Here is an 18,749-nt window from a genome sequence, read left to right as displayed (position 1 = left end):
GTAGGAGCGACTTCAGTCGCGATCCGGCGGTGTTTACAGGCGCCCGGCCCGTTTCAACTGCTGATAGGCCTGCCCCAAACGCTCCGCCAGGGTGGCCGGGGTGGCGGCCACCAGGTGGGCGCCGGCGTGGCGCAGGCGGATGTGCAGGTCGCGGCGTTCCTGGTGCTCACGGGCATCGGCGGCGAGGCGCAGAGCGTCGTCCAGATCGTCGACCTCGGTGCGCCGCAGGGCTTCCTGCTCGGGCAGCGCCATGTCCGCCACCATCACCAGGTGACGCTGGCCCAGCAGGCGCACGGCGGTGAGCAGGTCGTCGCCGTCCTCCGGTTGCACGCGGCTGATGATCACCACCAGGGAGCGGCGCGGCCAGCGGCCATGGAAATGCCGGGCTGCCTGGCTGAAATCGCTGGCCCGGTCCGCCGGGTGCACGTCGTAGAATCCCTGCAGCAGGTTCTGGATGCCGTGCTGGCCGTGCACCGGGTCGAGCCAGCGCGGCTGCTCCGCGGAGAACAGCATGGCGCCGGCCCGGTCACCCTGGCGCAGCGCCGACCAGGCCAGCAGCAGGGCGGCGTTAAGGCCATGGTCGAAGGCGGTCAGCCCGCCCACCGGCAGGGCCATGCGGCGGCCGCCGTCGAGCAACACCCACACGGTCTGGTTCTGCTCGTCCTGAAAATGGCGGGTGATCAGCCGGCGGCGCCGGGCGGTGGCTTTCCAGTCGATGCGGCGCGGGCTGTCGCCGGGCTGGTAGTCGCGCAGCTCATGGAATTCCAGGCCCTCGCCCTGGCGCGGTTGCACCCGGGTACCGAACCGGTTGCGGCTTTTGTCCACCGCCAGGGCGGCCCGGGAGATCGGCGAGAAATCCGGATAGACCGGCACCCGGCGCTCGGCGTCGATGCGGCGGCGACCTTCCCACAGGCGCCGGGGGGAGGGCAGCCACAGTTCGATGGGGCCGAAGGTCACCGGCCCCCGGCGGCTGGGCCGGTACGGATAGGTCACCGCCACCCGCTCATGGCCCGGGGTCAGCGTCAGGGTGCGTGGCAGGCCGGTGTCGGTGTCGTCGGCGGGATGGTGGTCGGCCACCAGCCAGCGTTCCGCCACGCCGCCGGTGTCCAGGGTCAGGGTCACGGCGTGCGGCACGCCCACCGCCAGGGCCGCCGGCAGGCGCCGCTCGGCCCGGGGCGTGGGGCGCCGGCGCAGCCGCCGCAGATCGTCCAGAGCCCAGAACACCAGCAGGCCGCCGAGCAGCGCCCAGGCCAGCAGCGCCGGCATCGCCAGCGCTGGCGCCCAGGCCCGCGCCAGCAACGGTAGCGCGCCCAGCGCCGCCCAGCCGAGCAGCGCCCGGATCAGCCGCGTGCCCGGCCTTACCGGCATGGGGCCTCCGGCGCTGGTGTGATCGGTGGGGGGACGATCATTGGCGCGGGGCCTCCACCTGCTCGAGGAGCTGTTCAAGCACCGATTCCACGGTCTGGCCTTCGATGTCGGCGTCCACGCCCAGGCGCAGGCGGTGGCGCAGTACCGGCGGTGCCACCTGTTTGACGTCGTCGGGGATCACGTAGTCGCGGCCGGCCAGCAGCGCCTGGGTCTTGGCGGTGCGCGCCAGGGCGATGCTGGCGCGCGGGCCGCCGCCCTGGATCAGGCTGGGGTGTTCCCGGGTGGCGCGCACCAGGCGCAGGATGTAGTCGATGATGGCGCGGTCCAGGATGACCGCCTCCGCCTGGTGGGCCAGGGCGAGAATGCCTTCCGCGTTGGTCACCCGGGTCAGTTGCTCGGCGTCCAGGCTGTCCGGCAGGCTGCCGTCGAGCACCATTTCCACCATGCGGGTTTCGTCTTCCAGTTCCGGGTAGTCGATCAGAATCTTGAACAGGAAGCGGTCCAGCTCCGCCTCGGGCAGTGGGTAGGTGCCCTCCTGGTCGAGCGGGTTCTGGGTGGCCAGCACCACGAACGGCGGGTCGAGCTCGAAGGTCTCGCCTTCGATGGTGATCTGGCGTTCCTGCATCACCTCCAGCAGCGCCGCCTGGGTCTTGGCCGGCGCCCGGTTGATCTCGTCGGCGAGCAGCAGGTTGGTGAAGGCGGGGCCCTTGCGTACCCGGAAATCGCCGGTCTGGCTGTCGAACAGCACATGGCCGGTGACGTCCGAGGGCATCAGGTCCGGGGTGAACTGAATGCGCTGGAAGTCCAGCTCCAGCACCCGGGCCAGGCTGCGCGCCAGCAGGGTCTTGCCGAGCCCCGGCACGCCCTCGATGAGCACGTGGCCGCCGGTGATCAGCGCCAGCATGACCTGGCGGGTCACCGCTGGCTGGCCGATCAGCACCTGGTTGAGCTGGTCTTCGATGCGGCCGGCCAGTTCGGTGGCTTCTTCGATGGTTCGCGGTGTCATAGACGGCTCCTGATCCGTTGCAATACCGCCACCTGGCGGGTCCAGCCCGGGCGGTCCTTGAGCGCCGGCCCGAGGGCGGCACGCAATTCGTTCTCGTTCATTGCCAGCCGCTCGGCGGCCAGCGCCAGGGCCCGATCCGGGTCCGGGTGCAGCAAGGCCAGCCGGCGCCGGGCGGCGTCGCGCAGCGGTGCCAGCAGAGCTTCGCCCTGGCCGGTGCGCCAGTAAAAGTGCCCCAGGGCGCGCAGGTGGCCCAGGTAGTCGGTGGTGTCCCGGGCCGGCGGTTGCCACAGCGGCCCCGGGCGCGGCAGGCGCCGCCACAGCCACAGGGTCAGGGCCAGCACCAGGGCCAGTATTGGCGGCCAGGCGTGCTCCCACAGCCACAGCGGTAGCGGCGGCATGTCGATGCCCTGCACGAACCACACCGGCCCGTCGCCGGTCAGGTGGCGCAGCAGCCAGGCGTGGTCGAAGTAGAGCAGGTGGTCGTTGTCCCACGGGTCCAGGCCGGCGAGCACGGTGACCACGCCGGCGCCGTGGGTCAGGGTGATCAGCTTGAGGCCCTGGTCATTTTCGGCGAGCACCGCCATGCGGGTGTTATCGGCGCCAGCGTATCGCAGCACCAGATTATTGAGGATCCGCAGCCGCCGGAGAGTGCCGTCGAAGTCCCGGGTCAGCGCCGGCGCCACGGTCTCCGGAATCTCGCAGGTGAGCCGCTCGCACTGGCGCTGCATCTCTTCGTCGTCGCTGTCCAGGCAGTATTCCAGGAACAGGCTTTCCATGGGCTGGAAGCGGTCGAGGAGGGTGGCCATGGGGTCATCGTCATCGTCGTCTTCGTCGGGCAGCCGCCGGGCGTGCACGCCGACGCCTTCCAGCAGTGGATCGGCGCGGTCGCGGTCCTCGTCCTGGTCGCCGTACACCGGTCGTGCCGCCACGATCAGGGTGCCGCCGGCGGCGACCCAGTCGAGCAACGCCTGGATACGGTCGCGGCCCAGATCGCCCCGGTATTCGTCCAGGATCAGGGTGGTGTCCGTGGCCGGCAGCGGGAACAGCGCGCGGGTGCTGAACACCCGGCGGCTGGGCCGTTGCCAGCGGTCCAGCAGGGTGCGCGCGGCCAGGTACGGGTCGCGGGCGGCGGCTTCGGCGTGGGCCGGCGCCATGTAGCGCACCGGCTCGGTGGCCCAGTAATAGCCGGCCACCAGACCCGCCACCAGCAGCAGGAACAGGATCAGCCAGCGCTTCATGACGGTGCCCTCCCGGCCAGGGCCGGGCGCAGCGCGCCCCAGCGGTCGCGCAGCGCGTTCACCTGTTGCCGGTCACTGGGCCGGTGCGCCCAGGCGGTGCGGGTCCAGGCGTTGATCAGGTCCGACAGCCAGGCCACCACCGGCTCGTCGCCGAGCAGCCGCTGGTAGGCGCGCAGGCAATCCTGTTCGGTGGCGCCGGCGGTGAGCGGCGTGGGGTGGCGTTGGAACAGGGTGATCAGGCCGTCGCGCAGCAGCAGGGCCAGGGCCGCGCGGACGTCGCCGCGCGCCAGTTCCTCGTCCAGGGCCCGGTTGAGGTCGGCGGGCAGGCTGTCGGCGCGGGTGTCCAGGCCGGCCACGCTCACCGGCATGTCCGGGCCGCGCCGGCGCCGGCCGGCGGCGCCGGGCAGGCGCTGCAGGATCAGCGCCAGAATCACGCCCAGCACCACCACCAGCAGCAGGTAGCCCATGCCTTCCACCACCGCGTCGGGGATCGACAGGGGGGCATCACGGTCGCTGTTGTCCCGGTCCCGGTCGAGCAGTTTCTTGAGCAGGTCCTGCCACCAGCTACGGTCTTCATTGTCGTCGTCGCGCAGGGATTCGCGCAGGCGTCGGGTCTCTCGTTCCTCGAACGGCATGAAGGTGTCCGAGGCGAGCAGGTTCAGGGCTTGTTGTTTGGGGGTAGCGTCATCGGTGCTGGCGCTTTCGGCGGCGTCGTTATCGCGACTAAAGTCGCTCCTACCGCCTGTAGAAAGCGGTAGGAGCGACTGGGCGGCGTCCCGCTTCAGGCGCGATTCGGGCTGGCTGGCCTGCGCTTCCGCTGGATGCGGCGCGGCACTGAACAGGGCCAGCAGCACCAGCAGGGCGGCGCCGCCGCGCCCGGCGCGCCGGCGCCGTTCGCCGATACGGGTCAGGCCCAGCTGCAAATCCCAGCCCTCCAGCCAGGTGCGCTGGTTCAGATAGAGCGCGAAGGAGGTGGCCACGTAGAGCGGCTCGGTGACCATCAATACCAGGTACCAGGCCAGGTTGGCGAATGCCCACTGCAGCCGGCTCTGTTCCTGGAACCAGACGCTGAATTCCAGGTTGAACTGCCAGGGCACCAGGGTCATCGCCAGCATGATCAACGCCACCGTCATCAGGTGCTCCAGGGTGAGCAGGGTGAGCGTCAGGGTGCCGGCGCGCTGGCTGGGTGGGCGCAGCAGCACGGAAATGCGCCCGCCCACCTTGTCGCCCTTGCTGCCTTCCAGTTGCCAGACGCCGGTCAGGAAGCCGCGCAGCGGGCTCAGTCGCCGCCAGGTGAGTTGGGCGGCCAGGCCGTTGAGCCCGTAACTCCGGAAGGTGCGCAGCAGGGTCCAGGGGCTTGGGTAATCGCCGAACAGGGCGCGGCTGTAGAACGCCAGCAAGGGGCGCTCCCACAGCGGCTTGAGCCACCAGAACACAAACATCGGCCAGAGGCTGCGGGTGGCGGCGCCGTAGCCGGCCAGCAGCGCGAACGGCAAGGCGGTGAACACCAGCCACACCAGGGCGCCCTGGCGCCACCAGCGCCGGTACAAGCGGGTGCCGAAGTCTACCGCCTGCCAGCAGGAGCGGGGCGCCAGACGGGCGTTGATCCTATTCAGGTCCATGGCGCCTCCCGGCCAGGAACAGGTACAGCATCAACAGGCCCCAGCAGGCCGCGCCGACGCTGTACTTGATCTGGGGCGCCAGCTCCCGGGACGACCAGAACGCCTCGATAAAGGCGGCGATCACCAGCAGCACGAACACGCCGTACATCACCGGCAGACATTCGCCGGCGGCCCGGCGCAGGGCGTCCACCCGGCTCCAGGAGCCCGGTGCCAGCACCGACCAGCCCAGCCGCAGGCCGCAGCCGCCGGCCAGCATGATGGCGGTGAGTTCCGGGGCGCCGTGGGCGATCACGAAGGTGAAGAACGGCTGCGAGGCCCCGACCAGGCTCAGGTGGGCGGCGGCGGCGCCGAAGAAGCTGCCGTTGAACAGCATCGCCAGCAGGGCGCCCACGCCCAGCAGCAGGCCGCCGGCGAAAGTACGGAAGGCGATGCCGATGTTGTTGTAGATGTAGTAGCCGAACATCATCACGTCGTCGGCGCGGTCGCGGTCGCCGGTGTCACGCAGGTCCGGGTGGTACATTTCTTCCAGGTCGGCGACCTGGTCCGGGCCCACCACGGTGTGCACCAGCTCCGGGTCGTGCTGGATCAAGCCCCACACCAGCAGCGCCGAGAGCACGAACGCCAGGGTGCTGACCAGATGCCAGCGCCACTGGCGCCGCACCGCCTGGGGAAAGCCGCGCGCGAAGAACGCGGCCAGCCGGGGCAGCAGCGGCGCCCGGTGGCGGTAAAGCTGGCGGTGGGCGCGCAGCATCAGGTCGTTGAGATCGTTCTGCAGCGTCAGGCTATAGCCGCGCTCGCGGGCCAGGGCCAACTGGTGGCACAGGCTCTGATAGTCGGCGGCGAACGAGGCCAGGTTGTCCGCCGGCGGCCGGCCCATGCCTTCCAGGCCCTTGAGGGTGACTTCCAGGCGCTCCCAGAGCGGCCGGTAGCGGTATTCGAACTGGCTTTGTCTCATGGCTGGCCCCCGCCCGGGGCGCCCAGCACATGGCGGGCCACCCGGCGTAGTTTTTCCAGGGCGGCGGCGGGCGGTTGTTCCGGGAACGCCAGCCGCGCCAGTTCTTCCTGGCGCTGGCGGGACAGGCCCGGCGCCCGCTCGCTGAAGGCCAGCAGCACCAACTGGTCGTCGCGACTCAAGGGCCAGTCCGGCGCTTCGCTGCCCTCGCCGGGTTCCGGTCGCGCCCGGGCCGGTGGCGGCACATGGATCACCACGGTGTCGGCGGCCAGATCGCCGAGCCGTTGCAGGCGCGGTGAAATCAGCATCACCACGAAACCGGTCAGGTAGGCGATCGGGAACAGGTCGGCGGTGCGCAGCAGGTTGCGCACCAGGCTGCCGTTGAGCGTCAGGGGGGCGCCGTTGCCATGCACCACCGCCAGCTTCATGGCCCGCTTGCCCGGCGTGCGGCCCTGCCAGAGCATCTCGAAGAACACCGGGTAGAACCATTCCAGCAGGAACATCAGCACCAGGTAGGCACCGTAGCCGTGGCCGCCCATCAGCATCAGCGGGATCGACACCAGGAACAGGATCAGCCCACGCAGGGCCAGGTCCAGGCCATAGGCCAGGGCGCGTGGAATCGGCCCGGCCAGGGACAGGCTCAGCCGTGCTCCCTCCGGGGTATCGATATGAAGCTGGTCGTCAATCCGCACGGGGGCCCCGCCGGATCAACTGCATGGCGGAGAGGAACAGAACCACGGTCAATGAAAGCTGGACGATGGCCAGGGTGCGCTGCGGCGGCGGATTGAGGCACTGGATCACGTAGCCGCAGAAGTAGAACAGCAGCAGGAAGCACAGCCAGGTGAGCGAGCGCGGGTGCAGGGTGAGCGGCGCCACCATCAATAACAGCAGCGGCAGGTACAGTACCAGGGCCATGATTATCGAGGCGGCTACCGGGGCATTGGGCGGCGCGAACCAGAACTGCGCGGCCACGCCGAGCACCAACAGCAGCACGTAGCAAGCGCGTAATATGAAGTCCAGCATCTTTGTCCTTGTGCTCCCCCGGGTTTCTTCAGCCGCGATGCCCCGGCGCGATGCGGCACTGCCGGCATCGCGGCCGAAGCCGCTGCTACGGGCGTTTTTCCCCGTTAAGGGGGTGGCTCAATTTTCTGGCGGTGTGCGCCAATCGTTTTCCCAATGCCCGGGCAATGGCGTTCTCGTCGTCGCTGGTGGCGCTGTCGCCACGCTCGCCGGCCACGTGGCTGGGACCATAGGGCGTGCCGCCGCCGGTGGTGGTCATCAGCGCGGGCTCCGAGTAGGGCACGCCGGTGAGCAGCATGCCGTGGTGCAGCAGCGGCAGCATCATCGACAACAGAGTACTTTCCTGGCCGCCGTGCAGGCTGCCGGTGGAGGTGAACACCCCGGCCGGGCGACCGATCAGCGCGCCGCCCATCCACAGGTCGCTGCTCTGATCCAGGAAATACTTGAGCGGCGCGGCCATGTTGCCGAACCGGGTCGGCGAGCCCAACGCCAGGCCGGCGCAGCCGGCCAGGTCGTCCAGGGTGGCGTAGGGCGCGCCGCTGTCCGGCACCGGTGCCGCCGTCGCTTCGTGGTTGGCGGACACCGGCGCCACCGTGCGCAGGCGCGCCTCCAGGCCGCCGGCTTCCACGCCCCGGGCCACCTGGCGGGCCAGATTGGCCACCGAGCCGGCGCGGCTGTAATACAGCACGAGAATGTAGTCGCTCATGGCGCCTTCTTATCGATGAATTCCCGGACATTTTCCGGTGGCCGCCCCAGTACGGCCCGGTCGCCCTTGACGACCACGGGACGTTCCAGCAATTTCGGATAACGTGCAATGGCCTGGATCACTGTTTCGTCATCGGCGTCCGGCGTCAGGCCGGCTTCCCGGTATTCCGCTTCCTTGGCGCGCACCAGGTCATGGGCGCGCGCCAGGCCCAGCTTGCCGACCAGGCCGCGCACCGTGTCCGCGTCCGGCGGCGTTTCCAGGTACTTGATGACCTCCGGTTCGATGCCGTGTTCCTGCAACAGAGACAGCGTCTGGCGGGATTTCGAACAACGCGGATTGTGGTAGATGGTGTACTGTGCCATTGGAGCAATGCCGTTGATGGATTGGATGCGGGGCATTGTACGGTACGCATCGCGCCGGTTGTAGGAGCGGCTTTAGGCGCGATCATCGGCGCGTCGTTATCGTCCGCCGCCGGTAGCGCGGCTAAAGCCGCTCCCACGGTGGGTTTCGCGGCGGGTTCGCGGTGAGTCGCCGTATCGAAGTGGATCAACGAATTTTTAAGGAAACCAGTGAGCGAGAACAACGAGGCGGCGAAAACAGACGAAGCGCCGGTGATTCCGTTCCGCGCCCGGGCGGCGTCGGTGTGGGCGTTTCTCAAGTTATTGCGGCGGCAATTCGTGGAAGACGGCTGCCAGTCAAGCGCGGCGGCGCTGACCTACACCACGCTGTTCGCCATCGTGCCGATCATGACGGTGACGTTCGCGGTGATCGCCGCCATTCCCTCGCTCAACGAGCGTGGCCTGGCGGTTCAGAAATGGGCGTTCGAATATTTCGTGCCGTCCGCCGGCAACCAGATTCTGGGTTACCTGGCTACCTTCTCCCGGCAGGCCACCAACCTGACTGGGGTGGGCGTGGTGTTTCTGGTGGTCACCGCGGTGCTGATGCTGCGCACCATCGAGCAGACGCTGAACCGGATCTGGCATATCCGCGAGCCGCGCAAGGGGCTCACCAGTCTGATGATGTACTGGGCGGTGCTGTCCCTGGGCCCGCTGCTGCTGGGCGCGGGCCTGGGCATCTCTTCCTACCTGACCTCGGTGTCACTGATCAGTGACACCGTGGCTTACCTGGGCGGGGTGCGGTTGTGGTTGTCGGTGCTGCCGTTCTTCTTCACCTTCGCCATGCTGGCGCTGCTTTACATCCTGGTGCCGAACACCTCGGTGCCGGTGCGCCAGGGGTTGATCGGCGCCGCCGTGGCGGCGCTGCTGTTCGAGCTGGCCAAGGCCGCCTTCGCGCAGTTCATCAAGCACGCGCCCAACTACCAGGTGGTGTACGGCGCCTTCGCGGCGGTGCCGCTGTTCCTGTTGTGGATTTATATTTCCTGGATACTGGTGTTGCTCGGCGCCGAGCTGGTGCGCGCCCTGGTGGTGTTCCAGGAACACCGCCGTCGGGTACCCGGCACCCAGGCATTGCTGCGCCTGCTGCGGGTGTTCTGGGAGCGCCAGCGCCACGGGCGCATACTGCGCAGTACCGAGGTACGCAAGGTGATGCACGAGTCCGGCGTCACCCACTGGGATGAGTTCCGTAACCTGCTTCAGGACCGTCGCCTGATCCGGCGTACCGAGGAGGGTGGCTACGTGCTGATCCGCGATTTGCGCCGGCTTACGCTGTCGCAGCTGGTGGCGATGATGCCCTGGCCGGCGGATCAGCAATTGCGCGTCAACGCCGACGGTAAGGAACCCTGGGAGGCAACGCTCAAACAGCACTGCGACGCCGCCCGCAAGGGGCTGCACCAGCCCCTGGATTTCGACCTGGAGAGCCTTTTCGAGAACCGGGTGGACGATGACAACGACAAAAACAACGAACGGGATGAAAAAGAAGATGAACAATAAATCCGAGATTGCCCGACAAGTTACCGTCAGAGGCCGTGTTCAGGGTGTGTACTATCGGGCCTCCACCCAGCAGCGGGCCCGGCATCTGGGCATCGCCGGCTGGGTGCGCAACCTGCCCGACGGCCGCGTGGAAGCCTGGCTGGAGGGCGGCGACGAGGCGGTGGAGACGCTCATCGCCTGGATGCGCGAGGGCCCGGAAGGGGCCGATGTCACCGGGCTGTGCGTCAGCGAGACCGAACTCCGCCGTTACACGGATTTCGATATTGGCGTCTGATTTATGAAGCAAGTGGAACTGGTCAACGGCCATCTGCGCTTTCCGGCGCTGCTCGCCGGTGACGGCGAGCCGGTGATTCTGCTGCACGGCTTTCCCGACTGCCACGACAACTGGGCCGGCATCATGGCGCGGCTGGCGGACGCCGGCTACACCGGCGTGGCCCCGGCGTTGCGTGGCTACGCGCCGTCCTGCCAGCCGGGCAGCGGCGATTACTCCCTGCACGCCGCCGTGGACGACCTGCTGGTGTTCGCCAACCAGCTCGGCGGTCGCGTGCACCTGATTGGCCACGATTGGGGCGCCGCCGTGGGCTACCTGGCCTGCGCGCGCTACCCGGAGGCGTTCTGCACCTTCAATGCCCTGGCCATTCCACCGCTCAAGCGCCTGCCCAAGGCCCTGCTCAAGGTGCCCGAGCAGATCAAACTGAGTGGCTACATGCAGTTCTTCCAGTTGCCGGTGGCGCCGGAGGCCTGGCTCAAACGCGATGACCTGGCCGGCGTGGAGCGGCTGTGGCGGCGCTGGTCGCCGGACTGGGAACCCGGTGAGCACCTGGAGAACGCCCGGCGCACCCTGGCGGAACCCGGGGTGTTGCCCGCCGCCCTGGGCTGGTACCGGCACCTGATCCGCCTGTGGCGCCGGCAACAGCGCGAGGCCCAGGAGTGGCTGTCCCTGGACGTGACGGTGCCGACCCAGGTGCTGATGGGCGAGCGTGACGGCTGCATGAGCCCGCGATTACTGGATTACACCATCAACACCGACGACTTCCCCGCCGGCCTGTACGTGGAGCGGGTGGAAGACGCCGGGCACTTCCTGCACCTGGAGCGGCCGGACGCGGTGGCCGATCTGCTGGTGCGCCACCTTAAGCGTGGGGAGTGCCTGGTCTGATCCGGGCGGATCGCGACTGAAGTCGCTCCTACGCGGCTACGTAGCTGCTCCGACACAAGCTACGCAGCCGCGTAGGAGCGACTTCAGTCGCGATAACGCCCCCCGGGGCGGCGTTCCGCTTCAGGCGCGATAGGCCCGGCGTCCACGCCGGGCCACCAGAACCGCTTCCAACACCGCCGCCACCAGATAGAACCCACCCAGCCACGCCAGCCCCTCCGGGTCCTCGCGCCCGGTGTGCACCAGCAGAATCACCAGGCTGGCGGCGGCCAGCAACGCCCCGGCCAGGGGTACCCAGCGGTTCAGCCCGATGTCCCGGTGCTGCTTGAGCGCCGCCAGGTTCACCGCCGTGAAAATGATCAGGAAGGTGGCGCTGGCGAAGGTGGAGATCACCGCCAGTGGCGCCCCCAGGGTGAACAGCAGCGCCAGCCCGGTGAGCACCAGCAGCGCCACCCAGGGCACCGGCCGGGTGCGTTCGCGCAGGGAGAACACTTGGGGCAGGGCGTGCTCGCGGGCCATCACCATGGCCAGCCGGGCGGCGCCGAACAGGGTGGCGTTGATCGCCGAGGCGGTGGACAGCAGCGCCGCCAGCCCGATCAGCACGAAGCCGGCCTGGCCGAGGGTGGGGCGCGCCGCCACCGCCAGCACGTACTCCTGATCCTGCTGAATCTGCGTGGCGGTGAGATTGCCCTGGGCGACCACGGCCACCACCACGTACAGAGCGGTGGTGACCAGGATGGCGATCACCAGGGCGCGCTTCAGGTTGCGTTCCGGGTCCTTCATTTCGTCCACCGCGTTGGGGATCAGCTCGAAGCCTTCGTAGGCCACGAAGATCAACGCCATGGCCGCCACCGGCGTGATCAGGCCGCGGTCGAACAGCGGTGTGAAGTGATCCGCCTGCACGGTGCTGAAGCCGACCACGGCGAACAGCGCCAGAATCGCCAGCTTGATCGCCACCACGGCCAGCTCCACGCCGCCGGAGAGTTTGGCGCCGGTGAGGTTGATGCCGAGAAACAGCAGCAGCACGCTGGCGGCCAGCAGGGACGCTACCAGGTGGCCGCCGCCGGCGCCGCTGATCAGGCTGGCGCCGTAGTCGCCGAAGGCGCTGGCGTACAGAGCCAGGGTGCCGACGTAGCCGGCCACCAGTAGCCAGCCGGCGAAGCCGGCCAGGGTGGGGGAGGCGAACGCCTTCTCGATGTAGGTGAAGCTACCGCCGTCGTCCCGGTAGGCGAGGCCCAGGTGGGCGTAGGAGAGGCCGGTGAGCAGGGCGATCACGCCGCCGCCGGCCAGGGTCAGGGCCACCGCGTGGCCAGCGGTGGCGATGGCCAGGCCGAGCACCGCGAAGATGCCGCCGCCGATCATGCCGCCGATGCCGATGGCGGTGACCGCCGCCAGACCCAGTTTGTCGTCGTTGTCGCCCACACCGTTCTCCGCCCTTTGCCAGAGCCGGGATTCTGCCGGGTGCCGGGCAGTGGTGCCAGCGCCAGAGGCGATGATCGCGACTGAAGTCGCTTCTACCGCATCCACAGTAGCCGCTGTAGGAGCGACTTCAGTCGCGATCGACCGCGGTGCCATTTTCATCGCGACTAAAGTCGCTCCTACCGCTCCAGAGGGCGGCTGGGGGGCGTTCCGCTTTAGCCGCGATTGCCGCTGGGCTATAATGCGCGCCCCTCGTTCCAAGCCCAGGAGTACCCCGATGACGGTGATTCGCCAGGACGATCTGATTCAGAGCGTCGCCGACGCCCTGCAGTACATCTCCTACTACCACCCGGTGGATTTCATTCGTGGCGTCAAGGAAGCCTACGAAAAGGAAGAGAGCAAGGCGGCCAAGGACGCCATGGCGCAGATTCTGGTGAACTCGCGCATGTCCGCCATGGGGCATCGCCCGATTTGCCAGGACACCGGCATCGTCACGGTGTTCGCCAAGGTCGGCATGAATGTCACTTTTGAAGGCGACATGTCCTTGGATGACATGATCAACGAGGGCGTGCGCCGCGCCTACAACCATCCGGACAACGTGCTGCGCGCCTCGGTGCTGGCGGACCCGGACGGCAAGCGCGCCAATACCAAGGACAATACACCGGCGGTGATCAATTACTCCATCGTCCCCGGTGACAAGCTGGAAATCGACGTGGCCGCCAAGGGCGGTGGTTCCGAGGCGAAGTCCAAGTTCGCCATGCTCAACCCGTCCGATTCCGTGGTCGACTGGGTGCTCGAGCAGGTACCGAAGATGGGCGCCGGCTGGTGCCCGCCGGGGATGCTCGGCATCGGCATCGGCGGCACCGCCGAGAAGGCCATGCTGCTGGCCAAGGAATCGCTGATGGACCCGATCGACATCCACGAGCTGCAGGCCCGGGGCGCGCAAACCCGCGCCGAGGAACTGCGCCTGGAACTGTACGATAAGGTCAACGCGTTGGGCATCGGCGCCCAGGGCCTGGGCGGCCTGACCACGGTGCTGGACGTGAAAGTGGCGGATTACCCCACCCACGCCGCCAACAAGCCGGTGGCGATCATCCCCAACTGCGCCGCCACCCGCCACGCTCACTTCGTGCTGGACGGCAGCGGCCCGGCGGACCTGAAGGCCCCGGACCTGGAAGAATGGCCGGACATCGCCTGGGGCAACGACGAGGGCGCCAAGCGCGTCAACCTGGACACCGTGACCCCGGAAGAGGTGCGCACCTGGAACCCGGGCGACACCCTGTTGCTGTCCGGCAAGCTGCTCACCGGCCGTGACGCCGCCCACAAGCGCATGGTGGACATGATCGCCAAGGGCGAGGAGCTGCCTGTCGACTTCACCAACCGCTTCATTTACTACGTGGGCCCGGTGGACCCGGTGGGCGACGAAGTGGTGGGCCCGGCCGGCCCGACCACCGCCACCCGCATGGACAAGTTCACCCGCACCATGCTCGAGAAGACCGGCCTGATCGGCATGGTCGGCAAGGCCGAGCGCGGCGACACCGCCATCGAAGCCATCAAGGACAACAAGGCGGTCTACCTGATGGCCGTGGGCGGCGCCGCCTATCTGGTGTCCAAGGCGATCCGCAAATCCCGCGTGGCGGCGTTCGAGGATCTCGGCATGGAAGCCATCTATGAGTTCGAGGTGGAGGACATGCCGGTGACCGTGGCGGTGGATTCCGAAGGCGAGTCCGTGCACAAGACCGGCCCGGTGATCTGGAAGAAGAAAATCGCCGAGAAAACACCGGCCTGACCCGCCCCGGGCAGGGCCGTTCCGCTCCGCTCTCCCGCGCGCCGATGCGCCGCCGGGAGGGCGGAGCGGCCTTCGACTTCATTCTCCCCTCATATTTATTTCCCTTCTTCTTTCCTGTCGATTGCGCCACTTCGGTGCCCGTGCCCGGTAAATGGGCCGAGCAGGCCCGTGTCAGGCTTGCGCGCCGAGCCGTCCGGGCCGGCTCCTAAGAGCATTCCCAATCCCTGGAACTATTTATATTTAATAGTATGAAATAAATGCACCTTATCGGTGTGTTTTCTAGCCTTTATTAAACGTTTTGGACGTTTTGGCACCAGATTTGCAGCTATCAAGGAGAGTCTATTTCATATTATTAAATCTGAATTTAGGGTGATAAGGATGAACGACGATGCACGCAAAGGGGTACTCCCGGGTTTGGTGGGCGCGGTCATGGCGGTATGCATTGCCTGGGCGGGCCCGGTGATGGCGGATGACAGCTACTCGTTGCGCTTGAACTGGAAAATGAAGGGGGAGTTCACGCCCTTCGTGGTGGCGGACAAGAAAGGGTTCTTCAGCGAGCAGGGTCTGGGTGTGGCGGTCAAGGAAGGCAGCGGCGCCACCCTGGCGCTGCAGTCCGTGGCCACCGGGGAGGATGATTTCGCCTATGTGCCTTCGGTCCAGCTGATCCAGGCGGTCAACAGCGGCATGCCGGTAAAAGCGGTGGCAACGGTGTACAAGGTCGACCCCATGGGCATGGTGGCCCGCCCCGGTGTGACCCTGGATACGCCCAAGGATCTGGAAGGCAAGAAAGTGGAGATCGCCGCATCGTCCACCTTCAACAACGTCTGGCAAGCGTTCGCCAAGGCCAATGATATCGATGTGAGCAAGGTCGACGTTGTCAGCGTCAGCCCGGGAGCACGATTCGGGCTGCTGCTCAGCGGGCAGGTCGATGTGCTGGCGGATATCTTCTTGACCAACGAACTGCCGGTATTGCGAGAGCGCGGCTCCGGCGAGATGGACAGCCTGACGGTGGGCGATTTCGGTTTCGGCATCATTGGCTACACGCTGGTGACCAGCGAGAAGATGATCGAGACGAACCCCGACGCGGTACGCAAGTTCCTGGCCGGGGCGGCCCGGGGCTTTCAGTTCATGATCGATAACGCCGATGAGGCCGCACAGCTGGCCATTGATAGCCACTCCTCCGAGTTGCTGCCGGCTCCCACCCGGGGCCAGGTCCAAACCACCATCGAGTTTCTTGCCAAGGGTGAACCGAAAGCGCTGTTCGTTGGCAGCGATGAAGGCTGGCGGTCGACGCTGGCAATCCTCAAGGGGGCGGGCGTGATCGACCGCGAGAAAGCGCCGTCCGCTTACTACACCAACGAGTTCATCAGTGGCAATGAGTGATATCGCGAGAACCTTCCGGATCGAAGGCGTGCCCCCGGCCACGGGGCCCTGGGCACGCGCGGTCGAATGGAACGGCATGATCTTTATTTCCGGGCTGCGAGGCATTGATCCGGAGACCGGCCTGCCGGCGGGGACCACCGATCAGCGTCTGGAACGGATTCTCGAGCATCTGTCCCTCACGCTCGAGGCCCACGGCAGTGATCTTTCCTCGGTGGTGTCCACCCGCGTCTATGTAACGGATATGAACGGTTTGCGGCCGGCGGTGAATGCCTTCTATGAGAAGGCATTCGGCGAACATTTGCCGACCCGCACCATTCTTGAAGTGTCATCACTCAACCAGAACGACAGCATCGAAATCGAGTTTGTCGCCATTCGCAAAAAGGAGCCCGATCTATGAACAGGGGCGCGCTGTATAAAATCCTGCCACCACTGATTGCCTTCATGGGGCTGCTGGTGCTCTGGCAGCTCTGTGTCCAGGGGTTCGCTATTCCCGAGTACGTTCTGCCTTCCCCAGGACGGATCGCGGTATCGATCGCCGACAACTGGCTGTCGTTGCTTCGGCACACCGGGGTGACCTTCGTGGAGTCGATGCTGGGCTTCGGGTTGGGCATCGTGGTTGGTCTGCCATTGGCCATCCTGATCGCCGGGTCCGCCGCATTGGAGCGGGTGATTTACCCCTTGTTGGTAGCCAGTCAATCGGTGCCCAAGGTGGCGCTGGCTCCGATCTTCGTGGTCTGGTTCGGGTTCGGTCTGATGCCCAAGGTATTGATCGCCTTCTCGATTGCCTTCTTTCCGGTGGTGGTGAACACCGTCGCCGGTCTGCAACGTACCCCCGGCGATATGGTGCGCATGATGCGATCACTGGGCAGCTCGTCGCTGGAAATTTTCTGGCGGGTCCGCATCCCGATGGCGTCGCCCTATATCTTCGCGGGCATCAAGATCTCCTCAGCGTTCGCCGTGGTGGGGGCCATCGTCGGTGAGTTCATCGCCGCCACCAGCGGCCTGGGGTACCTGCAGCTGATCGCCAACAACAATCTTCAGATTCCCTTGTTGTTTGCTTGTCTGGTGATGTTGTCGCTGCTGGGCGCGGTGATTTATTACCTGGTGGTGCTGGTGGAACACCTGGTGTTGCCGGCGCCATTACGTGCGATTGCGGAAAAGGAAATACATCAATGAGTCAGGACATGGAAACAAAAAAGCGCGGTGCCTCCGTGGCGATCCGGGGAGTGGGTATGGATTTCACTCGGCGCGGCGAGACCATTACCGCCCTGGATGACGTGACGTTGGACATTCCCGCCGGTACTTTCTGCTCGATTCTTGGCCCCAGTGGTTGTGGCAAAAGCACGTTGATGTCGTTGGTGTCCGGTCTGGATACGCCGACCCGGGGTGAGGTCCGGTTGGACGGTAAAACGTTGCAGGGCGCTTTCCATGATGTGGGTATTGTCTTCCAAAGCGATGTGCTGCTGCCCTGGGTCACCGTTTTGGACAATGTTCTGTTGCCTGCCAAGGTCAAAAAACAGGATATCGGGAAGGCTCGCGAGCGTGGCCGAAAACTGCTGGAAAACGTGGGATTGGGTGGCTTTCTTGACCATTACCCCGGCGAGCTTTCCGGTGGTATGCGGCAACGCGCTTCGATCTGCAGAGCACTGGTGGCGGAGCCCTCGGTGCTGCTGATGGATGAGCCGTTCGGCGCTCTGGATGCACTTACCCGTGAGAAAATGCAGCGGGATCTCAATCGTATCTGGGCCGAGGATGCCAAGACCGTGATGTTCATTACCCATGACATTGAAGAGGCGGTCACCATGGCGGATCAAGTCATCGTGATGAGTCCACGTCCCGGTAAGGTATTGACCCGATACGAGATCGACTTTCCGCAACCCCGCCGTCCTGAGATTCGCCGCGATCCGCGTTTTCAGGACATCGTGGATGACATCCGCCACGTATTTCAAACGGCGGGCGTGCTTTAGCCCGCCGCGGATCGTCATTCTTTTCTGCATGGAATAACCCTTGAGAAACATGTCGACGAAACCGGCTTCGGGTGCTATCCGGGTAATGGCCGTGGCCGCGGGTGTGGTGGTGGCCAACAATTATTACAATCAGCCGCTGCTTAATGACATGGCCCGTGACCTGGGCGTGTCCGGAGTGGCGGCATCCTGGATTTCCAGTCTCACGCAGATCGGCTATGCGTTGGGCTTGCTGCTGTTGCTGCCGCTGGCCGATCGCATGGACCGGCGCCGCTTGATCACGGTAATGCTGTTGTTGGCGAGCGCGATGCTTTTTCTGTTCGCGTTGTCTCCAAGTTATCAGTTTGTGTTGGCGTTTGGTTTTCTGATTGGTCTGACCAGCATCGTGCCGCAGATTCTGCCGCCGGCGGCGCAGCAATTGGTGCCGCCGGCGGCGGCCCCGGAAGCCGTGGGCCGTATCATGGCTGGCTTGTTGCTGGGCATAGTCCTGTCACGTTTTGTCGGGGGCTGGTTGGGAAATATGTTTGGCTGGCGTGCTCTATATGGCGGCGCGGCGGTGGTCATGCTTGTTCTGGTGGTCTTGCTGCGGCGGGTACTGCCTCCGTTTCAGACCACCTTCCATGGTGGCTATCTGAGCCTTATGGGCTCGCTGGGCCGCTTGTTCCTGGCTCACTCCGTGTTGCGGGGCCTGGCGTTCGCCGGGGCCATGCAATTCGCCGCCTTTAGTCTTTTCTGGACCACACTGGCATTTCATCTCGCCGCCATGCCAGGGCATTATCCTGCCAGTGTGGCGGGTTCATTCGCTTTGATCGGCGCGGTGGGGGTGCTTGGCGCCGGTTTGGTCGCGCGTCTGAGCCGCCGTTCATCGGTGCGTTTTACCCTGATGGTCAGCGGGCTCCTTATGTTGGTCGCTTTTCCCGTCTTCTTGCTCGCCGAGGATTCGCTGTGGTGGATGGTCCCGGCGGTGTTGCTGTTGGATCTTGGTATGCAAATGAGCCATGTCACCAGTATGGCGACGATTCTGTCCCTGGACCGGGCAGCGGCCAGCCGGTTGAATACCCTTTATATGTTCATTCGTTTCCTGGGAGGGGCCTTGGGAACTCTGGTGGGCGGCTTTGCCTGGTGGCACGGTGGTTGGCTGGGTGTCTGCCTGTGCGGGCTGGGTTTCTGCATGCTGGCACTGGTAGTGAATATGCGCCGCTACGTTGCCGGAACCGCCACGGCGTCCTAGTATCGGTCA

19 protein-coding genes are annotated in these 18,749 nt (G+C 66.1%); 9 read left to right on the top strand and 10 right to left on the bottom strand.

The window, feature by feature from the left end:
* Positions 1–33: 33 nt before the first annotated feature.
* From JF515_RS01795 to arsC, 9 genes are all read right to left on the bottom strand, one after another.
* Positions 34–1,368, bottom strand: a complete 1,335-nt coding sequence (locus JF515_RS01795; protein ID WP_203100360.1) for a DUF58 domain-containing protein — start codon at positions 1,366–1,368, stop codon at positions 34–36.
* A gap of 37 nt (positions 1,369–1,405) precedes the next feature.
* A complete protein-coding gene (locus JF515_RS01790; protein ID WP_203100358.1) occupies positions 1,406–2,374 on the bottom strand; it encodes an AAA family ATPase in 969 nt (322 codons plus the stop codon).
* On the bottom strand, positions 2,371–3,612 hold the full coding sequence (locus tag JF515_RS01785; RefSeq protein WP_203100356.1) for a DUF4350 domain-containing protein: 1,242 nt from the start codon (positions 3,610–3,612) through the stop codon (positions 2,371–2,373). Before JF515_RS01785 ends, JF515_RS01790 begins: the two co-directional genes overlap by 4 nt.
* Positions 3,609–5,234: a DUF4129 domain-containing protein gene (locus JF515_RS01780; RefSeq protein ID WP_203100354.1), complete on the bottom strand. Its 1,626-nt coding sequence runs from the start codon at positions 5,232–5,234 to the stop codon at positions 3,609–3,611. Before JF515_RS01780 ends, JF515_RS01785 begins: the two co-directional genes overlap by 4 nt.
* Entirely contained in the window at positions 5,221–6,189 is a 969-nt protein-coding gene (locus tag JF515_RS01775; protein ID WP_203100352.1) for a stage II sporulation protein M, read from the bottom strand. The genes JF515_RS01780 and JF515_RS01775 overlap by 14 nt, the downstream gene beginning before the upstream one ends.
* Positions 6,186–6,878 (bottom strand): RDD family protein, encoded by a 693-nt coding sequence (locus tag JF515_RS01770; RefSeq protein WP_203100350.1) that lies wholly within the window; start codon positions 6,876–6,878, stop codon positions 6,186–6,188. Before JF515_RS01770 ends, JF515_RS01775 begins: the two co-directional genes overlap by 4 nt.
* Positions 6,868–7,209, bottom strand: a complete 342-nt coding sequence (locus tag JF515_RS01765) for a DUF2069 domain-containing protein (protein WP_203100348.1) — start codon at positions 7,207–7,209, stop codon at positions 6,868–6,870. Before JF515_RS01765 ends, JF515_RS01770 begins: the two co-directional genes overlap by 11 nt.
* Positions 7,210–7,294: 85 nt before the next feature.
* Complete coding sequence (gene wrbA, locus JF515_RS01760; RefSeq protein WP_203100346.1) at positions 7,295–7,912, bottom strand: NAD(P)H:quinone oxidoreductase; 618 nt, start codon at positions 7,910–7,912, stop codon at positions 7,295–7,297.
* The gene (gene arsC / locus JF515_RS01755) at positions 7,909–8,310 is read right to left on the bottom strand and encodes an arsenate reductase (glutaredoxin) (protein ID WP_338015157.1); all 402 of its coding nucleotides are present in this window, start codon (positions 8,308–8,310) and stop codon (positions 7,909–7,911) included. The genes wrbA and arsC overlap by 4 nt, the downstream gene beginning before the upstream one ends.
* 171 nt (positions 8,311–8,481) lie before the next feature.
* On the opposite strand from arsC, the gene JF515_RS01750 reads away from it, so the two are divergent.
* The 3 genes from JF515_RS01750 to JF515_RS01740 are packed head-to-tail and all read left to right on the top strand — an operon-like array spanning position 8,482 to position 10,957.
* Positions 8,482–9,801 (top strand): YihY family inner membrane protein, encoded by a 1,320-nt coding sequence (locus tag JF515_RS01750; RefSeq protein ID WP_203100344.1) that lies wholly within the window; start codon positions 8,482–8,484, stop codon positions 9,799–9,801.
* Positions 9,791–10,075, top strand: a complete 285-nt coding sequence (locus tag JF515_RS01745; RefSeq protein ID WP_203100340.1) for an acylphosphatase — start codon at positions 9,791–9,793, stop codon at positions 10,073–10,075. The genes JF515_RS01750 and JF515_RS01745 overlap by 11 nt, the downstream gene beginning before the upstream one ends.
* Positions 10,076–10,078: 3 nt before the next feature.
* Positions 10,079–10,957, top strand: coding sequence for an alpha/beta fold hydrolase (locus tag JF515_RS01740; protein WP_203100338.1), 879 nt, complete (start codon positions 10,079–10,081; stop codon positions 10,955–10,957).
* Positions 10,958–11,077: 120 nt separating this feature from the next.
* On the opposite strand, the gene JF515_RS01735 is transcribed toward JF515_RS01740, so the two are convergent.
* Positions 11,078–12,376: an amino acid permease gene (locus tag JF515_RS01735; RefSeq protein WP_203100336.1), complete on the bottom strand. Its 1,299-nt coding sequence runs from the start codon at positions 12,374–12,376 to the stop codon at positions 11,078–11,080.
* Between the two features lie 274 nt (positions 12,377–12,650).
* On the opposite strand from JF515_RS01735, the gene JF515_RS01730 reads away from it, so the two are divergent.
* The 6 genes from JF515_RS01730 to JF515_RS01705 all read left to right on the top strand — a co-directional run bounded on the left by JF515_RS01730 (position 12,651) and on the right by JF515_RS01705 (position 18,740).
* Positions 12,651–14,162 (top strand): fumarate hydratase, encoded by a 1,512-nt coding sequence (locus tag JF515_RS01730; RefSeq protein WP_203100334.1) that lies wholly within the window; start codon positions 12,651–12,653, stop codon positions 14,160–14,162.
* 378 nt (positions 14,163–14,540) lie between these two features.
* Positions 14,541–15,545, top strand: a complete 1,005-nt coding sequence (locus JF515_RS01725) for an ABC transporter substrate-binding protein (RefSeq protein ID WP_203100331.1) — start codon at positions 14,541–14,543, stop codon at positions 15,543–15,545.
* Positions 15,538–15,942 carry a RidA family protein gene (locus JF515_RS01720; RefSeq protein WP_203100329.1) on the top strand — a complete coding sequence of 135 codons (405 nt, stop codon included), beginning with the start codon at positions 15,538–15,540 and terminating at the stop codon, positions 15,940–15,942. Before JF515_RS01725 ends, JF515_RS01720 begins: the two co-directional genes overlap by 8 nt.
* Positions 15,939–16,721, top strand: a complete 783-nt coding sequence (locus JF515_RS01715) for an ABC transporter permease (protein ID WP_203100327.1) — start codon at positions 15,939–15,941, stop codon at positions 16,719–16,721. The genes JF515_RS01720 and JF515_RS01715 overlap by 4 nt, the downstream gene beginning before the upstream one ends.
* Entirely contained in the window at positions 16,718–17,512 is a 795-nt protein-coding gene (locus JF515_RS01710) for an ABC transporter ATP-binding protein (RefSeq protein WP_203100325.1), read from the top strand. Before JF515_RS01715 ends, JF515_RS01710 begins: the two co-directional genes overlap by 4 nt.
* Before the next feature lie 49 nt (positions 17,513–17,561).
* Complete coding sequence (locus JF515_RS01705; RefSeq protein WP_203100323.1) at positions 17,562–18,740, top strand: MFS transporter; 1,179 nt, start codon at positions 17,562–17,564, stop codon at positions 18,738–18,740.
* Positions 18,741–18,749 lie beyond the last annotated feature (9 nt).

Source organism: Alloalcanivorax marinus (assembly GCF_016785095.1).
Classification (GTDB): Bacteria; Pseudomonadota; Gammaproteobacteria; order Pseudomonadales; family Alcanivoracaceae; genus Alloalcanivorax; species Alloalcanivorax marinus_A.
The sequence above is the reverse complement of the archived record's forward strand: the minus strand, read 5'-3'. Positions and strand labels throughout refer to the sequence as shown.

What these genes read in the sequence shown, in the direction of transcription:
- JF515_RS01795 (WP_203100360.1), bottom strand. Translation starts at nt 1,368, where the DNA reads ATGCCGGTAAGGCCGGGCACGCGGCTGATCCGGGCGCTGCTCGGCTGG.
- JF515_RS01790 (WP_203100358.1), bottom strand. Translation starts at nt 2,374, where the DNA reads ATGACACCGCGAACCATCGAAGAAGCCACCGAACTGGCCGGCCGCATC.
- JF515_RS01785 (WP_203100356.1), bottom strand. Translation starts at nt 3,612, where the DNA reads ATGAAGCGCTGGCTGATCCTGTTCCTGCTGCTGGTGGCGGGTCTGGTG.
- JF515_RS01780 (WP_203100354.1), bottom strand. Translation starts at nt 5,234, where the DNA reads ATGGACCTGAATAGGATCAACGCCCGTCTGGCGCCCCGCTCCTGCTGG.
- JF515_RS01775 (WP_203100352.1), bottom strand. Translation starts at nt 6,189, where the DNA reads ATGAGACAAAGCCAGTTCGAATACCGCTACCGGCCGCTCTGGGAGCGC.
- JF515_RS01765 (WP_203100348.1), bottom strand. Translation starts at nt 7,209, where the DNA reads ATGCTGGACTTCATATTACGCGCTTGCTACGTGCTGCTGTTGGTGCTC.
- wrbA (WP_203100346.1), bottom strand. Translation starts at nt 7,912, where the DNA reads ATGAGCGACTACATTCTCGTGCTGTATTACAGCCGCGCCGGCTCGGTG.
- arsC (WP_338015157.1), bottom strand. Translation starts at nt 8,310, where the DNA reads ATGCCCCGCATCCAATCCATCAACGGCATTGCTCCAATGGCACAGTAC.
- JF515_RS01745 (WP_203100340.1), top strand. Translation starts at nt 9,791, where the DNA reads ATGAACAATAAATCCGAGATTGCCCGACAAGTTACCGTCAGAGGCCGT.
- JF515_RS01740 (WP_203100338.1), top strand. Translation starts at nt 10,079, where the DNA reads ATGAAGCAAGTGGAACTGGTCAACGGCCATCTGCGCTTTCCGGCGCTG.
- JF515_RS01730 (WP_203100334.1), top strand. Translation starts at nt 12,651, where the DNA reads ATGACGGTGATTCGCCAGGACGATCTGATTCAGAGCGTCGCCGACGCC.
- JF515_RS01725 (WP_203100331.1), top strand. Translation starts at nt 14,541, where the DNA reads ATGAACGACGATGCACGCAAAGGGGTACTCCCGGGTTTGGTGGGCGCG.
- JF515_RS01720 (WP_203100329.1), top strand. Translation starts at nt 15,538, where the DNA reads ATGAGTGATATCGCGAGAACCTTCCGGATCGAAGGCGTGCCCCCGGCC.
- JF515_RS01715 (WP_203100327.1), top strand. Translation starts at nt 15,939, where the DNA reads ATGAACAGGGGCGCGCTGTATAAAATCCTGCCACCACTGATTGCCTTC.
- JF515_RS01710 (WP_203100325.1), top strand. Translation starts at nt 16,718, where the DNA reads ATGAGTCAGGACATGGAAACAAAAAAGCGCGGTGCCTCCGTGGCGATC.
- JF515_RS01705 (WP_203100323.1), top strand. Translation starts at nt 17,562, where the DNA reads ATGTCGACGAAACCGGCTTCGGGTGCTATCCGGGTAATGGCCGTGGCC.